This window comes from Mucilaginibacter antarcticus (assembly GCF_042686155.1).
GTDB lineage: Bacteria > Bacteroidota > Bacteroidia > Sphingobacteriales > Sphingobacteriaceae > Mucilaginibacter > Mucilaginibacter antarcticus.
The window spans coordinates 141,784-160,433 of the sequence record NZ_JBHUON010000005.1 but is presented as its reverse complement, the minus strand read 5'-3'; the positions used below and the strand labels follow the sequence as shown (position 1 = coordinate 160,433).

18 protein-coding genes and 1 tRNA gene are annotated in these 18,650 nt (G+C 42.7%); 2 read left to right on the top strand and 17 right to left on the bottom strand.

Annotation, left to right across the window (positions count from 1 at the left end):
- Nucleotides 1-80: 80 nt before the first annotated feature.
- The 8 genes from leuD to ilvD form a co-directional block, all read right to left on the bottom strand.
- A complete protein-coding gene (gene leuD / locus ACFSYC_RS06480; RefSeq protein ID WP_377124750.1) occupies nt 81-677 on the bottom strand; it encodes a 3-isopropylmalate dehydratase small subunit in 597 nt (198 codons plus the stop codon).
- 49 nt (nt 678-726) lie between these two features.
- A complete protein-coding gene (gene leuC, locus ACFSYC_RS06475) occupies nt 727-2,133 on the bottom strand; it encodes a 3-isopropylmalate dehydratase large subunit (protein ID WP_377124748.1) in 1,407 nt (468 codons plus the stop codon).
- Between the two features lie 132 nt (nt 2,134-2,265).
- The gene (locus ACFSYC_RS06470) at nt 2,266-3,426 is read right to left on the bottom strand and encodes a 2-isopropylmalate synthase (protein ID WP_377124746.1); all 1,161 of its coding nucleotides are present in this window, start codon (nt 3,424-3,426) and stop codon (nt 2,266-2,268) included.
- 43 nt (nt 3,427-3,469) lie between these two features.
- Entirely contained in the window at nt 3,470-4,264 is a 795-nt protein-coding gene (locus ACFSYC_RS06465) for a class I SAM-dependent methyltransferase (RefSeq protein ID WP_377124744.1), read from the bottom strand.
- A 68-nt stretch (nt 4,265-4,332) separates the two neighbouring features.
- Nucleotides 4,333-5,391 carry a ketol-acid reductoisomerase gene (gene ilvC / locus ACFSYC_RS06460; RefSeq protein WP_377124742.1) on the bottom strand — a complete coding sequence of 353 codons (1,059 nt, stop codon included), beginning with the start codon at nt 5,389-5,391 and terminating at the stop codon, nt 4,333-4,335.
- A gap of 184 nt (nt 5,392-5,575) precedes the next feature.
- Nucleotides 5,576-6,181, bottom strand: coding sequence for an acetolactate synthase small subunit (gene ilvN / locus ACFSYC_RS06455; protein WP_377124740.1), 606 nt, complete (start codon nt 6,179-6,181; stop codon nt 5,576-5,578).
- 18 nt (nt 6,182-6,199) lie between these two features.
- Nucleotides 6,200-7,939, bottom strand: a complete 1,740-nt coding sequence (gene ilvB, locus ACFSYC_RS06450; RefSeq protein ID WP_377124738.1) for a biosynthetic-type acetolactate synthase large subunit — start codon at nt 7,937-7,939, stop codon at nt 6,200-6,202.
- A gap of 84 nt (nt 7,940-8,023) precedes the next feature.
- Nucleotides 8,024-9,733, bottom strand: a complete 1,710-nt coding sequence (gene ilvD / locus ACFSYC_RS06445; RefSeq protein ID WP_377124736.1) for a dihydroxy-acid dehydratase — start codon at nt 9,731-9,733, stop codon at nt 8,024-8,026.
- Nucleotides 9,734-10,073: 340 nt separating this feature from the next.
- On the opposite strand from ilvD, the gene ACFSYC_RS06440 reads away from it, so the two are divergent.
- A complete protein-coding gene (locus ACFSYC_RS06440; RefSeq protein WP_377124734.1) occupies nt 10,074-10,862 on the top strand; it encodes a Fic family protein in 789 nt (262 codons plus the stop codon).
- Nucleotides 10,863-10,931: 69 nt separating this feature from the next.
- On the opposite strand, the gene ACFSYC_RS06435 is transcribed toward ACFSYC_RS06440, so the two are convergent.
- The 9 genes from ACFSYC_RS06435 to ACFSYC_RS06395 all read right to left on the bottom strand — a co-directional run bounded on the left by ACFSYC_RS06435 (nt 10,932) and on the right by ACFSYC_RS06395 (nt 18,357).
- Nucleotides 10,932-11,552 carry a GIN domain-containing protein gene (locus ACFSYC_RS06435; RefSeq protein ID WP_377124732.1) on the bottom strand — a complete coding sequence of 207 codons (621 nt, stop codon included), beginning with the start codon at nt 11,550-11,552 and terminating at the stop codon, nt 10,932-10,934.
- 203 nt (nt 11,553-11,755) lie between these two features.
- On the bottom strand, nt 11,756-12,043 hold the full coding sequence (locus tag ACFSYC_RS06430; protein WP_377124730.1) for a type II toxin-antitoxin system RelE/ParE family toxin: 288 nt from the start codon (nt 12,041-12,043) through the stop codon (nt 11,756-11,758).
- Nucleotides 12,043-12,282 carry a hypothetical protein gene (locus ACFSYC_RS06425; RefSeq protein WP_377124728.1) on the bottom strand — a complete coding sequence of 80 codons (240 nt, stop codon included), beginning with the start codon at nt 12,280-12,282 and terminating at the stop codon, nt 12,043-12,045. The genes ACFSYC_RS06430 and ACFSYC_RS06425 overlap by 1 nt, the downstream gene beginning before the upstream one ends.
- Before the next feature lie 107 nt (nt 12,283-12,389).
- On the bottom strand, nt 12,390-12,638 hold the full coding sequence (gene atpC, locus ACFSYC_RS06420; RefSeq protein ID WP_377124726.1) for an ATP synthase F1 subunit epsilon: 249 nt from the start codon (nt 12,636-12,638) through the stop codon (nt 12,390-12,392).
- Nucleotides 12,639-12,700: 62 nt separating this feature from the next.
- Nucleotides 12,701-14,206, bottom strand: a complete 1,506-nt coding sequence (gene atpD / locus ACFSYC_RS06415) for a F0F1 ATP synthase subunit beta (RefSeq protein WP_377124724.1) — start codon at nt 14,204-14,206, stop codon at nt 12,701-12,703.
- A 237-nt stretch (nt 14,207-14,443) separates the two neighbouring features.
- Nucleotides 14,444-15,454 (bottom strand): NAD(P)H-quinone oxidoreductase, encoded by a 1,011-nt coding sequence (locus ACFSYC_RS06410; protein ID WP_377124722.1) that lies wholly within the window; start codon nt 15,452-15,454, stop codon nt 14,444-14,446.
- An 11-nt stretch (nt 15,455-15,465) separates the two neighbouring features.
- Entirely contained in the window at nt 15,466-17,046 is a 1,581-nt protein-coding gene (locus ACFSYC_RS06405; protein ID WP_377124720.1) for a TlpA family protein disulfide reductase, read from the bottom strand.
- A 70-nt stretch (nt 17,047-17,116) separates the two neighbouring features.
- Nucleotides 17,117-17,872: an oxygenase MpaB family protein gene (locus tag ACFSYC_RS06400; RefSeq protein WP_377124718.1), complete on the bottom strand. Its 756-nt coding sequence runs from the start codon at nt 17,870-17,872 to the stop codon at nt 17,117-17,119.
- Nucleotides 17,869-18,357 carry a hypothetical protein gene (locus ACFSYC_RS06395; RefSeq protein WP_377124716.1) on the bottom strand — a complete coding sequence of 163 codons (489 nt, stop codon included), beginning with the start codon at nt 18,355-18,357 and terminating at the stop codon, nt 17,869-17,871. Before ACFSYC_RS06395 ends, ACFSYC_RS06400 begins: the two co-directional genes overlap by 4 nt.
- Before the next feature lie 192 nt (nt 18,358-18,549).
- Here ACFSYC_RS06395 and ACFSYC_RS06390 point away from each other — a divergent pair.
- Nucleotides 18,550-18,623: transfer RNA gene (locus ACFSYC_RS06390), tRNA-Arg, on the top strand.
- The last annotated feature ends 27 nt before the right edge of the window (nt 18,624-18,650 follow it).

The window sequence follows — 18,650 nt, the reverse complement described above, 5'->3', positions numbered from 1 at the left end:
GACAGACGGCGAATTTGCATAACCGATCTGCATATGTAGAGATTGCTTCGTTCCTCGCAATGACGCTTCATTTGTTTAATTTAAAACGGAAGCTGCTCTGCAAATTCCTTAATATCGCCTTTTATGCTTTGCAGATAATCAATATCATCAAAGCCGTTAAGCATGTTATTCTTTTTGTAAGAGTTGATCTCAAATTTCTCAAATTCACCGCTAGCTAACAGGGTGATGGTTTGCTCAGGCAGGTTTACTTCCAGTTTGGTATTCGGATCAGCAAATATCGCCGCGAAGATCTTCTCTGAAAACTCAGGACTAACCTGTACCGGTAGTACACCCACGTTTAAGCAGTTACCTCTAAAAATATCTGCAAAAAAGCTGGATACCACGCAACGGAAACCATAATCATAAACAGACCAGGCAGCATGCTCGCGTGATGAACCCGAACCAAAGTTTTTACCACCTACCAGTATAGTACCGCTGTAAGTAGCATCATTAAGTACAAAGTCTTTTTTAGGTGTGTTGTCCGGATTGTAACGCCAATCGCGGAAAAGGTTATCACCAAAGCCAACGCGCTCTGTCGCTTTCAAAAAGCGGGCAGGTATTAATTGGTCGGTATCCACATTCTCAATAGGTAGTGGTACCGCGGTGCTTGTAAGTATATTAAATTTGTCGTAAGCCATAACTATTTGGTGTGCAAATGTGCGGATATGCAAATGTGCATATGCTTTATTAAACTAATTCTTCAATTAACGTTCTTGGGTCTGTTACTACGCCGGTTATGGCTGCTGCTGCTGCAACAAGCGGGCTGGCCAGCATGGTGCGTGAGCCGGGGCCCTGGCGGCCTTCAAAGTTTCTGTTTGATGTACTTACCGCGTATTTGCCGGCAGGTACTTTATCATCATTCATGGCTAAGCAGGCAGAACATCCTGGCTGGCGCAATTCAAATCCGGCTTCGTTCAGGATAGCTAATAAGCCTTCTTCTTTTATTTGTGCCTCAACAATGTGCGATCCGGGTACTAACCAGGCCGTAACATTATTAGCTTTGTGTTTGCCTTTTATCAATGAAGTAAACGCGCGGAAATCTTCAATACGTCCGTTGGTACAGCTGCCCACAAATACGTAGTCAACCGGTTTGCCAATCATGCTGTCGCCTTCGTGGAAGCCCATGTAACCTAATGATTTCTCGTAAGTGGCTACACCGCCTTCAACTTGGTCCGCGTCCGGGATCTCATGCGAGATACCCATCCCCATACCCGGGTTGGTACCGTAAGTGATCATCGGCTCAATGGTAGTGCCATCAAACGTCAGCTCTTTATCAAATATCGCACCTTCGTCTGTTTTTAAGGTTTTGTAATAAGCTAATGCTTTATCCCAAGCCTCGCCTTTAGGCGTAAACTCGCGGCCTTTAACGTAGTTAATGGTAGTTTCATCAGGTGCTATCATACCACCTCGTGCACCCATTTCAATACTCAGGTTACAAACGGTCATACGGCCTTCCATGGTCATGTTTTCAAAAACATCACCGGCATACTCTACAAAATAACCTGTAGCGCCTGACGTTGTTAATTGAGAGATGATGAACAAAGCAACATCTTTAGGGGTAACAGCCTTACCTAATTTGCCATTAATGTTAATGCGCATTTTTTTAGGTTTTGGCTGCATGATACATTGCGTAGCCAATACCATTTCAACCTCGGATGTACCGATACCAAACGCGATAGCGCCAAAAGCACCGTGGGTTGAGGTGTGCGAGTCGCCACAAACAATGGTAGCACCCGGTTGGGTAATACCATACTCAGGGCCTACAACGTGTACAATGCCATTTTTTTGGTGACCAAGGCCCCAGTGGCTAATACCGTACTCGGCCGAGTTTGACTCCAGCATCTGCAATTGATTGGCAGAAAGCGGATCGGCAACCGGTTGGTCCTGGTTAATGGTAGGCGTGTTGTGGTCGGCCGTTGCAAAAGTGCGGTTAGGATATAAAACTTTTATACCCCTGCTTTTTAAACCTAAAAAGGCTACCGGGCTGGTAACTTCGTGAATAAGGTGGCGATCAATAAAAACCACATCCGGTCCGCCTTCAATCTTGCGTACCACGTGCGCGTCCCACACCTTATCAAATAATGTTGTGCTCATTTTGTGTTAGTTAATTGGTGATTTGACCGGTTAATAGTTGCCTGTCTTTGCTCACTTTTTATACTTTATAATTTACTTATTATTGTTTTATAGCCTTGGTCAATTAATTACTAATAACCACTCACTCAACTTTTAAACTTTAGCTGCTGCCACTAACGACAACAGATCTTCGTCAGTTATATCTAATTTACTATCGGCCAAAGTCAAGAAGCGGTGATATGCATCAGCCAGTTCTTCTTTGTTCAGGTGGATGCTCAAGCGTTCCAAATGGAACTTCAAAGCATGACGACCGCTGCGTGCGGTCAATACAATGCTTGCACTTGGGAAACCAACGTCCTCCGGGCGGATAATTTCGTAGTTTTCGCGATTTTTCAGGAACCCATCCTGGTGGATGCCTGAGCTGTGTGCAAACGCGTTGCTGCCTACAATAGCCTTGTTTGGCTGTACCGGCATACGCATTTGTGTGCTTACCATACGGCTCAACTCGTAAAAGTTTTTAGTGTTGATGTTAGTATGTAAGCCTAAAACCTGGTGAGTTTTTAATATCATCACAACCTCTTCAATAGAAGTGTTGCCCGCACGCTCACCAATGCCATTAATGGTGCCTTCAATTTGGCGGGCACCGTTTTGCAGGCCGGCGATAGAGTTAGCGGTAGCTAAGCCCAAATCGTTATGGCAATGCACTGATATAATGGCTTTATCAATATTTTTTACGTTCTCTTTCAGGAACTTTATTTTTTCGCCGTATTGGTCCGGCAGGCAATAGCCGTTAGTATCGGGAATGTTTACTACTGTAGCGCCGGCGGCAATAACAGCTTCAATCATTTGAGCTAAATATCTAACGTCGGCACGGCCGGCATCTTCTGCATAAAACTCAATATCCTCGACAGATTTTTTTGCATACTTAACAGCTTCAACAGCGCGCTCCAAGATCTCTTCGCGGGTACTGTTAAATTTAGTCTTGATATGCATGTCAGACGATCCGATGCCGGTATGGATACGTGGATGTTTAGCGTATTTTAACGACTCGACAGCGGCGTCGATATCGCCCTTGTTGGCGCGGGTAAGTGCGCAAACGATAGGGTTTTTAACGGCTTTCGATATCTCGACCACGCTCTGAAAATCGCCGGGGCTTGATATCGGGAAACCCGCTTCAATAATGTCAACTCCCAGAGCCTCCAGTTCGCGGGCTATTTCAATCTTTTCAGGGGTTGTTAACTGGCAGCCCGGTACCTGCTCGCCGTCGCGTAGCGTGGTATCAAAAACGTAGACTCGGTTTGGATCGTGTAACATGTCTTTTCTATCTATTGTTTGTTAATAGTAATAGCAAGGTTATTTATATATATCCCCTTGTTTCTTTCAATTTCATTACCATTTGTTCTGCATCGGTAGCTATCCAATTATCGTAATCTTCAATAGCTTGCAACCTGTCATGGTTAGTAATATAACCTTCATCAACCATTTGGGTTGATTGGGCTACTTTAGACCAAATACTGATCTTATTTATAAAATTCTCTTCGCCTTTTTTATACGTCTCTTCAGCATTATGCACCTCAATATTCTGAATGCCTACTCCCTTAAAATAGCCGGCAGCATCTTCTGCCACGCGGTTGTTCATTCCGGCATCTTTACGCCACTTTAAAAAAGCCGCATAAAAAACCTGCATACTTACCGGTGGCTCGGGCTGCCATTCTATAGCGTTATGGTCATAATCTAAAACTGATAACCATCCGCCTGGCTTTAACAGGCTTTTCATTTTGGCCAAAGCTTGTTCAGGGTTGTTTAACCACTGTAGTGTTCTGGCTGCTGTAATCAAGTCAAACTTTTTGTGAGTTTTAAATTCAAACAGATCTGTATGTAGCAGTTCTAAATTTTCAACATCGCCGTAAGTTTCTTTACCGCTTATAATAAAATGCTCCGTATTGTCAATTGCGGTAACGTGCCCTTGCGGCTGTACCATTTTTGCTATGCCTTTTGATATGGCTCCGGTTCCGCAGCCAATATCTAAAACCTGCATGTTGGGTTTTAACAAAGTTATTAACGTAGCGTAATCTTTTTCAAGGCTACGGTCATCAAACAACTTACTGGTAGAAGGGGCTCGCTGAATCTGTTTATTAACTACTTGCGACATATCGAGTAACCCTTTATTGTATTCTTAATAGCGATGGGTATTAGCCCATCGCTAAATGTTGTTTTAAATTATGCTTCTACAGCTTGGTTTTCAGGGCGTAAACTGCGTACAGTTTTGCCTGCTTGCCATAATTCGCTATCGCGTAACTCTGCTAATTCAGCATCAAGTTTCTCGCGGTAATCATCCTTGCTGTTTGAGTCGATTGAACGTTGTGACTCCTTGCCGGTAGCAACGCTGTTATACAATTCTTCGAACACCGGTTTAGTAGCATCACGGAATGGTTTCCACCAATCTAAAGCACCACGTTGTGCGGTAGTCGAGCAATTTGCGTACATCCAATCCATACCATTTTCTGCAACTAATGGCATTAATGATTGCGTTAACTCTTCAACAGTTTCATTAAACGACTCAGACGGTGAGTGGCCATTGCTACGTAATACTTCATATTGTGCAGCAAAAATACCCTGGATACAACCCATTAGCGTACCACGCTCGCCGGTTAAGTCGCTATAAACTTCTTTACGGAAGTCAGTCTCGAACAAGTAACCGCTACCTACAGCAATACCTAAAGCGATAACACGCTCAAACGCTTTACCTGTAGCATCCTGGAAGATTGCGTAGCTTGAGTTTAAGCCACGGCCTTGCAAAAACATACGACGTAATGAAGTACCTGATCCTTTAGGAGCAACCAAAAATACGTCAACATCAGCAGGAGGGATGATACCTGTTTGCTCGTTGAAAGTGATGCCAAAACCATGAGAGAAGTATAATGCTTTGCCCGGGGTTAAGTGTTTTTTAACAGTTGGCCATAATGCAATTTGTGCAGCATCGCTTAATAAATAGCAAATTACAGTGCCACGCTCTAAAGCTTCTTCAATTTCAAATAGGGTTTCGCCCGGTACAAAGCCGTCACTTACAGCTTTATCCCATGATTTTGAATTTTTACGCTGACCAACAATTACATTGATACCGTTGTCTTTTTGATTAAGCGCCTGGCCCGGGCCTTGCACGCCGTAACCAATAACAGCTACTACTTCGTTTTTTAAAATGTCTTGTGCCTTAGCTAAAGGAAATTCCTCGCGGGTTACTACATTTTCTTCAGTAGTGCCGAAAATTAATTTTGCCATGATTTTGTTTTTTTATTGATTTTGATTGCACCGATGTTTTATGTTGATTACACCGATTGGTTATGATTACTTAGTTTGCCCCCTCTAAATCTCCCCCGGTAGGGGAGACTTTTTGGGATTTGTTATTTTCTTTTTACTTATTCTTTAAAGCCCTCCCCTCCGGAGAGGGTTGGGAGCGGTTGCTTTACATGCTGAAAACCTTGCTGCCCTTGTTTAAATATTCGTTTTCAACCGCTTCTTCGCCTGGTTCTAAACGCTCAAATTCGCGCAGTTTGGCGTTAAAGCCTTCGCTATTTTTGATGATAGCAACACGTGCGCTGCGTACAAATTCAATCAGGCCGTATGGCTGTAAAATGTTGATCAGGTTGTCGGTCTCTTCGCGGTGACCTGTGGTTTCAAACACGGTGTAATCTTTACGGATAACTACCGCGCGTGCGCCATTTTCGCGCAGTAGACGCTCAACGCTTACTTTTTCGGCAATTACATCTGTAGACACTTTGTAAAGCGCCATTTCCTGCCAGATGATATCCTCGTTACTGTTATAGTACACTTTTAAAACTTCCACCTGTTTTTCAATCTGGCGGGTAAGTTTGCGTACTACTTCTTCTGACTCGTTTATTACAACGTTAAAGCGGTGAATACTCTCAATCTCTGAAGGAGAAGTATTCAGGCTCTCTATATTGATTTTTCTGCGGGTAAATATAATCGCTATTCTGTTTAAAAGACCAACTTGGTTTTCGGTATAAATAGTGATATTATATTCCTGCTTTACTATATCTTGATTGCTCATTGTTTCTCTTTTAAGGGATTATTTCAACCTGATTTCACTAACACTGCAACCCTGCGGTACCATCGGGAACACGTTGTTCTCTTTAGTTACCATTACTTCCAGCAGGAACGAACCTTTATTGTCCAGCATTTGCTTTAACGCACCTTGCAGATCTTCGCGTTGCTCAACAATTTTGCCGGGGATGCGGTAAGCTGCTGCCAAAGCAACAAAATCAGGGCTTTGAATGTCTACGAAAGAATAGCGACGATCATTAAACAATTCCTGCCATTGGCGTACCATGCCCAGGAAACGATTGTTCAGGATGATGATCTTAACATCAACCCCGGTTTGCATAATTGTGCCCAATTCCTGGCACGTCATCTGGAAACCGCCATCGCCAATGATAGCTACTACAGTACGGTCTTGTGCGCCGTATTTGGCGCCTATGGCTGCAGGTAATGCAAAACCCATGGTGCCTAAACCGCCGCTGGTTACGTTGCTGCGGGTGTGGTTAAACTGCGCGTAACGGCAAGCCACCATTTGGTGCTGGCCAACGTCTGTAACTATAATCGCTTCGCCTTTGGTAAGGTCGTTTAGTTGTTTAATTACTTCGCCCATGGTTAATTCACCCTCGGTAGGGTTTAACTCGTCATGAATTACAGCTTCAACTTCTTTACGGGTGTAATCGTTAAATAAATTAACCCACTCGGTATGTTGTTTTTCGTCAACCAAAGCGGTTAACAAAGGCAAAGTTTCTTTACAATCGCCCCAAACAGGTACAGTTGTTTTAACATTTTTGTCGATCTCGGCAGGGTCAATATCCAAATGGATAACCTGTGCCTGCTTAGCATATTTATCTAAACGGCCGGTTACACGATCGTCAAAACGCATTCCGATAGCGATCAAAACGTCACACTCATTAGTTAATACGTTTGGCCCGTAGTTACCATGCATGCCCAACATACCTACGTTTAGGGGGTGATCTGTAGGGATAGCGCCTGCACCTAAAATGGTCCAAGCTGAAGGGATACCGCTTTTTTCTACAAAAGCTTTAAACTCCTGCTCGGCTTTACCTAATAATATACCCTGGCCAAATAACACAAACGGTTTTTTAGCCGCGTTAATTAAAGCTGCTGCCTGCTCAATATATTGCGGGCGTACGATAGGTTTTGGCCTATAACTACGGATATGGTTACACTTGGTATAACCTTCGTAATCAAATAACTGGATCTGCGCGTTTTTTGTAATGTCTATTAAAACTGGTCCCGGACGGCCGCTTTTGGCGATGTAGAATGCCTTAGCAATAACCTCAGGGATCTCGGTAGCATCAGTTACCTGGTAGTTCCATTTGGTAACCGGGGTAGTAATGTTTATTACGTCTGTCTCCTGGAAAGCATCGGTACCTAAAAGGTGGGCGAAAACCTGGCCGGTGATACAAACTAAAGGTGTGCTGTCTATCTGCGCATCGGCTAAGCCTGTTACCAGGTTAGTAGCGCCTGGTCCGCTGGTTGCAAAAACCACACCCACTTTGCCCGATGTACGTGCGTAGCCCTGGCCGGCATGTGTACCGCCTTGCTCATGGCGAACCAGCACGTGGTCTAATTTCTCTTTATAATCATACAAAGCATCGTAGATAGGCATAATAGCACCACCCGGATAACCGAAGATGGTATCAACGCCCTCAGCAATTAATGCTTCTAATAATGCCACCGATCCGGAAATATTTACCGTTTCTTTCTTGGGTGTTTCTGTTAGTATTTCTTGTTGTGCAACTTCCATACTCTTTATTTTTAGGATTTCACTGATTTAGTTAGTGATTTCACTGTTTGTTTATTTAATTGATTAAGCTTTAGCTTTAACCCTTTACTCCATCTCGTCTGTAACGCAACCTTCGGCTGCCGATGTTACAGTTTTTGCATATCTGTATAGCAGGCCTTTGGTAACTTTTAGCGCCGGCTGTTGCCATGCCGCTTTACGGGCTGCCATTTCATCGTCAGATATCATCACATTGATTTGATTTGTCTGCGCGTCGATAATGATCTTATCCTCGTCTTTAATTAAGCCTATTGCACCGCCATCATATGCTTCGGGGGTGATGTGACCTACCACAAAACCATGTGTGCCACCACTAAAACGACCATCGGTAATTAGCGCTACAGAGCTACCTAAACCTGCGCCAAAAATGGCCGATGTTGGTTTAAGCATTTCTGGCATACCCGGCGCGCCTTTAGGGCCCACGTTGCGGATAACCACCACATCACCTTTTTGGACTCGGCCGCTTGATATGCCGGCAATCAGTTCAAACTCCCCGTCAAATACACGTGCAGGACCTTCAAAATGAGTCCCCTCTTTACCGCTGATCTTAGCTACGCTACCGCCTGTGGCAATATTGCCGTACAGTATTTGCAGGTGACCGGTAGCCTTAACAGGCGCTTCAGCCGGCCATATAATTTTTTGAGTGTCAAAAGACATTTCAGGTACCTCTGCCAAATTCTCGGCGATGGTTTTGCCGGTAACCGTCATACAGTCGCCATGTAACCAACCTTGCGCAAGGCAATATTTCATTACCGCAGGTACGCCACCAACGTTGTGCAGGTCTTCCATCATGTATTTACCGCTCGGCTTCATATCTGCCAGTACCGGGATGCGGTTACTCACCGTTTGAAAATCGTCCTGGGTTACTTTAACGCCTACACTTTTAGCCATAGCTATCATGTGCAGTACCGCGTTTGTGCTACCGCCCAATACCATTATGATCACCATAGCATTTTCAAATGCTTCGCGGGTCATGATATCGCTAGGTTTAATATCTTTTTCTAATAATATCTTGATGGCTTTACCCGCTGCTAAACACTCGGCTTTCTTCTCTTCGCTAAGCGCGGGATTAGATGACGAGTAAGGCAAGCTCATACCCAGTGCTTCAATAGCTGCAGCCATGGTGTTAGCCGTGTAAACGCCACCACAGGCACCCGCGCCTGGGCAGGCGTTTTTAATTACGCCCAAAAAATCCTCGGGGCTAATTTCGCCGGCAATCTTTTTACCCAAAGCCTCAAATGCAGATACGATGTTCAGATCTTCGCCTTTCCAGTGGCCCGGTTTAATAGTACCACCGTATACCATAATAGACGGGCGGTTTAATCTGCCCATTGCCATAATGGAGCCCGGCATGTTTTTATCACAGCCCGGCAGGGTAATCAAACCATCATAATATTGTGCGCCGGTAACGGCTTCTATCGAGTCTGCAATAATATCGCGGCTCACTAACGAGTAACGCATACCTTCGGTACCGTTGCTCATGCCGTCGCTCACACCAATAGTATGAAAAATCAGGCCCACCAAATCCTCATCCCAAATACCTTTTTTAACAATCTTAGCCAGGTCATTTAAGTGCATGTTGCAGGTATTGCCGTCATAACCCATACTTGCCACACCCACCTGCGCTTTTTTCATGTCTTCGTCTGTCAAACCAATGCCGTAAAGCATAGCCTGAGCTGCCGGTTGGGTAGGATCCTGCGTAAAAGTTTTGCTGTACTTGTTTAACTCCACGCCGGTGGTTGTATTAGATGAACTCATATTATAGTATATATTTTTTGTAGAAGTTAGGCGTTCTACTTTTTTCGCTTTTATCTTACCCTTAAAGTAGATATCCTTAAAAAAACTGGCAATAGCATATCCCTGTTTTTTAAATTAAGTATTATATTCTTTTTTATTTACTAGATATAGGTATTAATTCTTAAAACAGATAGATAAACAAAATATAATATTTAACGACCTATACCAAAGTTCGAAACGGTATTCGGTATCGTTTGTATGCATGCATAGTAAATGTCTATTTTTCGGCGTAAAATGCCTGAGGGGAATAAAAAAGTTTTGGGAAAATGGGCTTATATTTGACCAAGACTTACATTTAAACATGGACGAAACGCAATTTGAAATTTTACCGGTAACGTTGGTAAACCAACACCATGATCAAATTGATGATTCGATATCTGCTAAGTTTGCAGATTTAAAAGACAGCGAATTGTCTGTAGATTCATTTAGTTTTTACACGTCTGTTTCGGCTGTCTTTTCATCACGGATAGAAGGAGAAAATATAGAACTTGATTCTTTTGTAAAACATAAGCTAATGGGGGTGCAATTCACCCCGGACCACACCCAGAAAATTGACGACCTATATGATGCTTACCAGTTTGCCAGGCAATCTGCTTTAAACGCTGATACTATTAAGCAGGCACACATACTACTTACCAGCCATATTTTACAAAAGCATCAACAAGGCGTTTTACGTACCGGTAACATGTTTGTAACTACCAGTAACGGTAAAATAGAGTATGTTGCCTGTGCACCGGGCAGTTTGGCTGCAGAGCTTGATAAACTTTATAATGATATTGCCGCGTTGATAAGTACCCAACTGACAATTAAAGAAGTGTTCTTTTTTGCTTCGCTGATTCATTTGGTGTTTGTAAAGATACATCCGTTTAACGATGGTAATGGCCGATCGGCGCGATTGATAGAAAAGTGGTTTTTAGCGCAAAAGCTAGGCGAGAAAGCCTGGTACTTTCAATCAGAGAAAAGTTATTACGATCATCATAACATTTATTATACCAATATCCGAAAGCTGGGGTTGGAGTACGATATGTTAGATTACGGGCAGGCATTGCCATTTTTGCTAATGCTGCCCAATGCCTTAACTAACACATAAAATAGAAAAGCCGGAAGTTATCAACTTCCGGCTTTTCACTATATAGTAAACTTTTTCAAGTGCTTGCAATTACAGGCTTGCTACGCTTTGGGCAGCAAGGCGGCGGGCCGCTTCTTTAGTGGTATTGTTCTCGGTTACGTTAACGGCTACCAACTCTGTTTTGTTAACGGTTGATGACTGGCTGCTGTTCATGGTATAGTCATTAATACTGCCTGATAGATTAACTGTAGCGCGGCTGTTTACTGTGAAGTTAGCAGCAAAAGCATCAAGTTTTAATTGAGCCGACGCGTTATTGTTCAGTACAACATTAAGGTCGATGGCGGATAGCCTGCCGTATGACTTGATGATTGCGTTGTCATCTGCAGTGATATTACGCAAATCGGTAACGGTTACTAATACTACCAACTTATCCTTTGTGTATGATGATATCCGTAGCACACCGTCTTTGCCTTGTACCAAAGCATTTTTTGAGAAGTATTTGTCATACACTTTAACGCCGTCTTTATCGCCATTGGTAATGTATACTTCTACATTGCCGGACGCTTCAATTTTGCTGATGTTGTTTACTGCAACAGTTACCGGTACGCTGCTGTTGCTATCGGTGTTGTTTGTTATGGTAGATGCCTTAGCCACTGATACGCTTAATGCTATTGTTGCTAATGTGATAAGGGTTACAATTCTAGTTTTCATGATGTTTATTTTTGTTGTGAATGTCTTTTGTTATTTTTAAATACACCAATAAGACATCCTCATTTTTAATCCGTTACAGCATGATTGGGCCAAAACCGTGCATAGCAGGTTTTAATCGGTAAGCGGTGGGGAAGGGTCGGTGAAAAAGCTGAGAAATTTTGAGAGGGCTGGTAAGACGTAGAACTCGTCCCTGAAAACCAGCGCTATTTGAATTTCTTCTTCGGACTGCGGCTGGTGTGGAAAACAGCATAAATAACAACGTCATCTTTGATGATCTTGAAAATGATCACATAAGGAAACGTTTTTAAAATAATATGCCTAAAATCTTTTTTGATGTTGGTATAGGCAGAGGGCCAAGCCTCAAGTTTATCGTAACAGCTTTCTAATTCCTGAAGAAATAATTCACCTAAACCTGATTGTCGTTCCTCATACCAATTATAAACATCTTGAGCCATTTTAATAGCCCGCGGTTTAATGAGGATTTTATGCATTATAAGGCGCGCTGTCCCTTGATTATTTGGGCGGCTTCTTCACGTGAGTATGATTTGCTTTTACCGGCGATATGTAAGTGATGTTCTTCATCTAATATTCGCATCTGCTCATCAGTTAAGCTAAAAGAGTTGTCGGCTTGAATATCGTTTTTTAATAAAGTATAAACGGCCTTGACTTTGCTATCATCGGCCTCAGCCAGATAGGTGATTAATTTTTGTCTGATAGATAATGTCGCCATGATAAATCCTGTTAAGCAAATTTAAGACTTTAATCCGTAACTAGCATCGCCTCCAAAAAACAAAAAAGCCCGGATAAATCCAGGCTTCTTGCAAAGTATTTTTAAAACTAGCGTTGCTCAATACCTTCGGCAAGTACGGTGACTACGTTGTTTGACGCTTCCACCACACCGCCTTTAATTATAAAGGTTTGCTCTGTACCACCGCCACGCACAATCAGCTTACCATCCTGTAAAGTTGAGATGATAGGAGCGTGGTGGTTTAATATCTCAAAAGAACCCAAAGTGCCCGGAAGGGTTACCGAAGTAGCCTCGCCTTCAAACACTTTTTTATCGGGAGTAAGGATTTCTAATGTCATGTAGTGATAGTTAGTGGTGAGTTGTGAGTGGTGTATGTGAGAAACTACTCACCATTCACTAATTACGCATTTGCTTCTTCTAATAATTTTTTACCTTTTTCAATAGCATCTTCAATACTACCAACCAGGTTAAATGCACCTTCAGGATATTGATCTACTTCGCCATCCATAATCATGTTAAAGCCTTTAATGGTTTCTTTAATGTCAACCAAAACACCTTTTAAGCCGGTAAACTGCTCTGCTACGTGGAACGGTTGAGATAAGAAACGCTGTACACGACGTGCACGGCCTACAACTAATTTATCTTCTTCAGATAGCTCGTCCATACCTAAGATGGCGATAATATCCTGTAATTCTTTATAACGTTGTAAGATCTCTTTCACACGTTGAGCAGTGTTATAGTGCTCGTCGCCTAATATTGCAGGGCTAAGGATACGTGAAGTTGAATCCAATGGATCAACCGCGGGATATATACCTAACTCGGCAATTTTACGAGACAATACAGTAGTAGCATCTAAGTGGGCAAAAGTTGTTGCCGGCGCAGGGTCGGTCAAGTCATCCGCAGGTACGTATACCGCTTGTACTGAAGTGATAGAGCCACGTTTAGTTGAAGTAATACGCTCCTGCATGGTACCCATCTCGGTTGCCAAAGTTGGTTGGTAACCTACCGCAGACGGCATACGACCTAGTAACGCTGATACTTCAGAACCTGCTTGTGTAAAGCGGAAAATGTTATCAACGAAGAATAATATATCACGGCCTTTACCATCTTCATCACCATCGCGGAAATACTCAGCAATTGTAAGACCTGATAAAGCTACACGTGCACGTGCACCAGGAGGCTCGTTCATTTGTCCAAAAACGAAGGTTGCTTTTGAATCTTTTAAAGCTTCGTTGTCAATCTTAGTTAAATCCCAGCCACCTTCTTCCATCGAATGCATAAATGCATCGCCATATTTAATAATGCCCGATTCTAACATCTCACGTAAAAGGTCATTACCTTCACGTGTGCGCTCGCCTACACCGGCAAATACTGATAAACCATCATACGCTTTCGCGATGTTGTTAATCAGCTCCTGGATCAATACAGTTTTACCTACACCGGCACCACCAAACAATCCAATTTTACCACCTTTAGCGTAAGGCTCTAATAAGTCAATCACTTTAATACCGGTAAACAGTACTTCACTTTCAGTCGACAAATCCTCAAAACGAGGAGGGGTAGCGTGAATAGAACGTCCGTTAGTTTTATCTAAGTTTGCAATACCATCAATAGCATCACCAACTACATTAAATACACGGCCTTTAACATGGTCGCCGATAGGCATTTTGATAGCAGATTCGAGATCCAGGACCGGCATACCGCGAAGTAAACCGTCTGTTGAATCCATCGCTACAGCACGTACGCGATCCTCGCCCAAATGCTGTTGAACTTCTAAAACAACTTTCTGACCATTTTCCTTAGTGATCTCTAGCGCGCTATAGATTTTAGGAAGATGTGCATTTTCTGCAAAGCTAACGTCGACTACCGGACCGATGATCCGTGATATTTTTCCAATGTTTGGCATATATAACCGGGTATTTTTTAAAATATACTTAGTAAAAATAGATCGAAACCTTTTCGTACTATTTCAGGCCGCAAAGTTAAGATATATTAAGCAATATTAAAATACTATCGAGAGCTTTTTTTAAGGCTTATATTTATCAAAAGTGTAATAATTTATTGGTTAAAGCAGGATATTTTAACAAAAGCGTAATACGACCTGTAAAGCATTAATTTTTAGAGAGGTAAGAGTAAACCTAAATCAGTTAAAGGTGAGTATGATCTTGCCAATGTGCGTACTGCTTTCCATTAAAGCATGAGCAGCAGCGGCATCGTGCGCCGGAAAGGTGGCGCACACCACCGGTTTGATAGCCCCCGAACTGATAAGCGGCCAAATATTTTTTTGTAGCGATGCTGCTATGGCGGTCTTAAATTCGACCCTGCGGGTGCGCAGGGTCGAGCCGGTTATGGTAAGCCGTTTGCGCATCACTGCAGATAAGTCTATCTGCGCGTCTTTACCCTGCATGGTGTTGATCATCACCAACCGGCCGTCTTCAGCCATGGCTTGTATATTGCGCGGCGTGTAGTCGCCCCCTATCATATCTAAAATAACGTTTACACCTTTGTCATCTGTTAATTCCTTAATGGCGCTCACAAAATCGGCTGTGTTGTAGTTTATGGCAGCATCGGCGCCTAGTTTAAGGCAGGCTTCGCACTTTTCGTCGGTGGCCGCGGTTACATAAACTTTGCTGCCTAGGGTTTTAGCCATTTGGATGCCGGCTACGCCGATGCCGCTCGAGCCGCCGTGGATCAGCAGGCTTTCGCCGGGTAGTAGCTGCCCGCGATCGAAAACGTTGCTCCAAACGGTGAAGAATGTTTCTGGTAGCGATGCCGCCTCAACAAAGGTTAAGCCACCAGGTATCGGCAGGCATTGCCCGGCCGGCACATTGCAATATTCTGCATAGCCACCGCCGCTAACTAACGCGCAAACTTTATCGCCTGCTTTCCATTGGGTTACATTGTTGCCAACGGCCGTGATGCTTCCTGCTATTTCCAGTCCGGGGATATCTTGCGAAGCCCCTGGTGGGGGTGGGTATTTGCCCTGGCGCTGCATCACATCCGGGCGATTAACGCCTGCGGCTTCAACCTTTACCAACACTTCATCGGCAGCAATAGCGGGTATGGGGCGTTCGGCTATTTGCAAAACTTCGGGCGCGCCGGGTTGCGTGATGATGATAGCTTTCATATAAGGATAACCAGCGTCAATACCCATTGTTTAAATTGCTAGTTAGCCATCGCTGTTTCCAATTGTTCAATAAGTACTTCGCGTTTCATGGGGTAGCCCGCTTTTGCTAGCTCATAGCTGCCATCTTTTTTTATAATAAAATAAGTAGGATATTCTTTTCCTTTAACTTTTGTCATGATGTCTTTATTGAGGTCGTCGTCGGCCAAAATATGCAAACCTTCCAGTTGAAAATACGCGATCTGTTTTTTCCATCCCGCTTCATTTTTTAAATCATAGTTAGCAATGTACAGGTAGGTTAAATCTTTATCCTTAAAATGTGCTCTAATAGCTGCCGAATGTTTCTCTAATTCACTACGACTAGGGGCATTCCATGTTCCCCACATATATACCAAAATGGTTTTACCTTTAGTTAGCCATAGTACTTCATCAAGTGTTTTCATGGTGGTGCCATTGGCAAAAGCAAAAATCATTTTTTCGTTCAATTTTTTTGCTTCACGGTTAGCAATTTCGTCTACCTGAGTTTGAAAAGAGTTGGCGTAATTACTTTTAGGAAATAGTTTTTTGTACCTGTCAAAAATGGATACGATACTTTTAGGATCAATTTCGTAAAGGGCATCGGTGATAAGGCAGGCATACATAAAGTCGGCCGTTTTGCCGGTGAAGTAGGTGTTTACTATTTTTTCCTTTAACAAATTTGTACCACCATTGCTATAGGCCTCTCTGCCGGTGTTTATATCTGCGTTGTACCATTGTCTAAAAAATTGCTCAGGGTTTGTTTGGGCCTCGTTCGCCAGGCTTTCTATTTCGCGACGCATAAAATGTTTAATCAATTCTTGATAATTGTCAGATATCAAAGCTTCATCGTTACTAATTGTGCTCAGTGGCTGCTTTAGTGCATTTAGTTTGCCACCTGTTTTTTCAGGATCTATCAAGCGATAGCTTACTGTTTTAAATAAACTGTCCTGCGCGCGTTCCCAGGCTGGCTGAAATCGCTCATACTTATCACCCAGGCGATATTTGTTGTTTTCTTTAAAATAGTAAAAGTTCAATACAGTTGAATATTGTAAGTCAAGGTTGTGTGCCTGGATAAATTGGTTGTCAGGTTCGTGTGTTTTAATGTAGTCGGCTAATATTCGCTTGTTGTCTCGGTACATTTTATTAAAAATGGCAATAACCTTGTCAGGTAAACTATCTCCATAGTTTTTTTGAGTTTCAATATTTTTAAAATCAAGCGAATAGTTATTTGCGGCGCCTTTACCGTTAATTTCAATGTCAGTTTCAGCTTTTTTCATGTCGACTTTGAGGCTAATACTATCGCCTGGTGACAGGAAAAAACGATGTCGCCTGGAATTGCCTTTTAAACTTTTTACACCAACATAGGTAAGGTTGATCGTACGCGGTGAAGCTAAATTGAATGCAAGGGTTGTCGTATAGCTTTGGGTAGGCTCATCAAATTTAAAGACGCCGTTTATCATCTCTATTTTAAGTGGAGAATTCTGTTCATAATACCTGTAATTTGGCACTGAGCCATTTAATATGTTTATGTTGATATAAGCGTTTTGTGCCCAGGCAGAAAAACTCAATAATAAACTGACACAGGTAATAAAAATGCGCAACATAATGATAGGTTTAAATTGATGTATAAATATAACATATTATCTTTATCAACAGTGTGTTGTGTTACATGTATCATACATCCAGCCCCTTTATCTGCACCTTATAGGCTGCCGGTAATAAAAGATTCCTTACAAGCGTCTCAACTTTCAATCGTCTTAAAAAACGATAAAATGCCAATACGGGTTTAACCCAGCCGGGTTTGCCTAAAGCAAGTAAATTGTTTACATGGCCCGGCACCAGCATAGCTTGCACCTTTATTACCAATGTGTATCGCAGCCAGCCAAGGTGCTTTTTATATTGCTTATATAAATGGTAGGTATAGGCACTTTGTGACAGGTTTTGCTGTAGGTGCTCTTCGCGCATGCGTTTCCATTGCACAAAGTTGGTGGGCAGGTCTTTCAGCTCCATGCGTTGGCCCAAGCGGTAAAATACTTCAAATATCTCCGTTTTTTCGCCGATGCTAAGCGGGCGATCAAGTAACTCGAAAGATCGAATAGAGTAATCTATCAGCATAAATAAAACATCACGATAGGCCCAATCAGGTATCCGGGCGCCGCGGGCATGCTCAACACCTTTGTGTATGGCGGTTATTTTATCTATAGCCAACAGCGCATCTCCCTCCTCAGCGAAGATGACCTGCCGGGCATACGTAACGGTAGAGAACAACCTGCCAAGCGGATCGGCAGGGAGCTTTCCTGTATAATACAGCCAATCTACCGCTTTATTTAACGCAAATTCGGCAGCCGATCCGGCGAAAATGAATAGCGTGGTATCGGCCCGTCCCCATATTTTCCGTACTATCGAGTCGGGGTTTACAAAGTATTTCATGTCAGTTTCTCCAGTCTTTTAATATCGAGATAGCAAGGGATCAATAGCAATAAGGTCACTACGCCAAAAGAGCAATCTATCATTGTCCAAAACAGGGGGATGCCACGCACTGCCCCGGCAATAAATGCCAACGGAAAAATGCACACGGCAGCTATCACCCCAAGCTCAATTACCCAAATGTTTTTAACAGGTTTTTTAAGCGGCCCGACGAATAACATAGCCAACATGATATGTGCGAAAGCCAGCCAATCTGTACCATAACTTAAAAAGGGATATTTAGTATTGGTAACGCTTACGGCTTGATAAACTTTATTGAGCCATTGCTTAAGTTCTGGAGTTTGATAAGGCAGGTGATTGATCAATACAGTCAGCTCGGTTTCGATAGGGAACGCCGTTACCCCACTTAAAAACAGCCCGATAATCACTATCCATATATAGCTACGTATGCGGCTTTGTAGTTTATTTTTTAAAATAGAGTCAAGCATATAAAAGTACTTTGTTATGCAAAGTAAATAAATAATATTGAAATCTGCAAATGGCATTTGATAGGATGGGTGTGGGGCCATGAGGAACAGAAACCGCTGATAATATTGTATTTGCAGATTAATAGAACTATATTTTAAAATATTTTCTACATTTTTAAAAAGAAATCCTATTTTTGCAGTCCATTAAAAAACGCATTTGTAGCTCAATTGGATAGAGCATCTCACTACGGATGAGAAGGTTTGGGGTTCGAATCCCTACAAGTGCACATAATTTAAGCCTTTCAGTTAACTAA

Coding starts and splice junctions, on each gene's coding strand:
- leuC (WP_377124748.1), bottom strand. CDS start 2,133: ATGAGCACAACATTATTTGATAAGGTGTGGGACGCGCACGTGGTACGC.
- ACFSYC_RS06425 (WP_377124728.1), bottom strand. CDS start 12,282: ATGGCGACATTATCTATCAGACAAAAATTAATCACCTATCTGGCTGAG.
- atpC (WP_377124726.1), bottom strand. CDS start 12,638: ATGACATTAGAAATCCTTACTCCCGATAAAAAAGTGTTTGAAGGCGAG.
- ACFSYC_RS06410 (WP_377124722.1), bottom strand. CDS start 15,454: ATGGGTATTGACGCTGGTTATCCTTATATGAAAGCTATCATCATCACG.
- ACFSYC_RS06440 (WP_377124734.1), top strand. CDS start 10,074: ATGGACGAAACGCAATTTGAAATTTTACCGGTAACGTTGGTAAACCAA.
- leuD (WP_377124750.1), bottom strand. CDS start 677: ATGGCTTACGACAAATTTAATATACTTACAAGCACCGCGGTACCACTA.
- ACFSYC_RS06465 (WP_377124744.1), bottom strand. CDS start 4,264: ATGTCGCAAGTAGTTAATAAACAGATTCAGCGAGCCCCTTCTACCAGT.
- atpD (WP_377124724.1), bottom strand. CDS start 14,206: ATGCCAAACATTGGAAAAATATCACGGATCATCGGTCCGGTAGTCGAC.
- ACFSYC_RS06400 (WP_377124718.1), bottom strand. CDS start 17,872: ATGAAATACTTTGTAAACCCCGACTCGATAGTACGGAAAATATGGGGA.
- ACFSYC_RS06430 (WP_377124730.1), bottom strand. CDS start 12,043: ATGCATAAAATCCTCATTAAACCGCGGGCTATTAAAATGGCTCAAGAT.
- ilvD (WP_377124736.1), bottom strand. CDS start 9,733: ATGAGTTCATCTAATACAACCACCGGCGTGGAGTTAAACAAGTACAGC.
- ilvB (WP_377124738.1), bottom strand. CDS start 7,939: ATGGAAGTTGCACAACAAGAAATACTAACAGAAACACCCAAGAAAGAA.
- ACFSYC_RS06470 (WP_377124746.1), bottom strand. CDS start 3,426: ATGTTACACGATCCAAACCGAGTCTACGTTTTTGATACCACGCTACGC.
- ACFSYC_RS06435 (WP_377124732.1), bottom strand. CDS start 11,552: ATGAAAACTAGAATTGTAACCCTTATCACATTAGCAACAATAGCATTA.
- ACFSYC_RS06395 (WP_377124716.1), bottom strand. CDS start 18,357: ATGCTTGACTCTATTTTAAAAAATAAACTACAAAGCCGCATACGTAGC.
- ACFSYC_RS06405 (WP_377124720.1), bottom strand. CDS start 17,046: ATGTTGCGCATTTTTATTACCTGTGTCAGTTTATTATTGAGTTTTTCT.
- ilvN (WP_377124740.1), bottom strand. CDS start 6,181: ATGAGCAATCAAGATATAGTAAAGCAGGAATATAATATCACTATTTAT.
- ilvC (WP_377124742.1), bottom strand. CDS start 5,391: ATGGCAAAATTAATTTTCGGCACTACTGAAGAAAATGTAGTAACCCGC.